The 1,715-nt window shown below is 66.2% G+C and carries 1 protein-coding gene; it reads right to left on the reverse strand.

Annotation, left to right across the window (positions count from 1 at the left end; translation table 11 throughout):
- A partial coding sequence (locus DM816_RS41775; protein WP_246002753.1) for a condensation domain-containing protein occupies positions 1–1,649 on the reverse strand: 1,649 nt, incomplete at its 3' end.
- Between the last annotated feature and the right edge of the window lie 66 nt (positions 1,650–1,715).

A 1,715-nucleotide genomic window follows, 5' to 3' on the forward strand; every position in this document is an offset into this window, starting at 1 on the left:
CCAAACACCAACGCCACCGCATCAGGCACAGCAGCAACCCGCGCCTCAAACAACTCCCCCAACGACCCATCCACCACATCCACCACAGTCGCGTTCCAACCCTCAACCACCAACCCACGATCCGCACCCAACACATCCACCGCGCCCACGGTGACGCCAGGATCGGCGGCGATCTGCTCCAGCACGGACCGCAGCGCGCCGACGATGCGCTCGACGGTCGGGTGATCGAAGATCTCAGCGCTGTAGAGGACAGCGCCCGTGATACCTGAGCCGGCATCCTCGCGCAGCAGCAGCTCCAGGTCGAATTTGGCCGAGCCGGTGTCCACGATGGAGCCCGGCTCCGCTTGCACGCCCGGCAGCTTCAGCTCGGCCCCGGCTCCGCTCTCCAGTGCCAGACACACTTGGAACAGCGGGTGCCGCGACAGCGAACGCACGGGATTGAGCGCCTCAAGCAGGCGATCGAACGGCATGTCCTGGTGGGCATAAGCTTCGAGGTCAGCCGCGCGAACCCGAGCAAGCAACTCGCGGAAGGCCGGGTCGCCCGACACATCCGTACGCAGCACCAGCATGTTGACGAAGAACCCGACCATGTCGTCGAGCGCGTCGTCCGACCGGCCCGCCACCGGCGATCCGATCGGAACATCGTCTCCTGCACCGAACCGCGCCAACGTCACGGCCAGCGCGGCCTGCAACACCATGAACAGCGTGCACTTCTCGGCACGGGCGAGCTCGACCAGCCGCCTGTGCAGCTCCTCGTCCCACTGGACAACCACCGCTCCACCACGATGCCCGGCAACCACCGGACGTGGCCGGTCGAACGGCAGCCCAAGCTCCTCAGGAAGGCCCGCGAGCCTCTCGCGCCAGAATGCGAGTTCCTTGGCGAACGCACTGTCCGGGTTGGACTCGTCGCCGAGCATCTCCCGCTGCCAGAGCGCATAATCGGCGTACTGCACCGGCAGGGCGGCCCAATCGGGCGCCTTTCCACCGACCCGCGCTGCATAGGCCGTTGCCAGATCCGCGAACAGCGGCCGCACCGACAGCCCGTCGGTCGCGATGTGATGCAGCAGCACGAGCAACACACACTCGTCACGACCATCCACATCGAACAGCGCGACCCGGATCGGCGGCTCGGTCGCGATGTCGAACAGGTGCCCGGCAGCCGCACGCAGCTCCCCGTCAAGGGAGACCGCGTCGACCCGTTGGCACGCAAAGACAACCTGATCGTCTTCCAGCACCCGCTGGCACGGCTCACCCTCACTGGAGTCGAACACGGTGCGCAGCACCTCGTGCCGCCGCACCACGTCCCCGAAGGCGGCCCGCAGGGCTTCGACATTCAGTTCGCCCCGAAGCCGTACCGACAGCGGCACATTGTAGGTGGCGCTCGGCCCCTCAAGCTTGTTCAGGAACCACAACCGGTGCTGCGCATACGAGAGGGGCACTGTTTCGGGCCGCCTCCCCGCCACCAACTCGGGCCGCCTAGTCCCATTCGACTTGCGCTGAATCAACGCCACCGGCGTCGGACTGTGGAAGACATCTGCGATCGTCAGATTCAGCCCAAGCGCCGTGCTGGCCCGAGCCGCCAGCCGGGCCGCAAGCAGCGAATGCCCACCCAGGTCGAAGAAGCTGTCATCAATCGAGACCGTTTGCACACCGAGAACCTCCGCAAACAGCCCACAAAGAATCTCTTCCTCGGGTGTACGCGGCTTGCGCCCGGC

Origin of the sequence: Allorhizocola rhizosphaerae (genome assembly GCF_003426775.1) — a bacterium.
GTDB classification, from domain to species: domain Bacteria; phylum Actinomycetota; class Actinomycetes; order Mycobacteriales; family Micromonosporaceae; genus Allorhizocola; species Allorhizocola rhizosphaerae.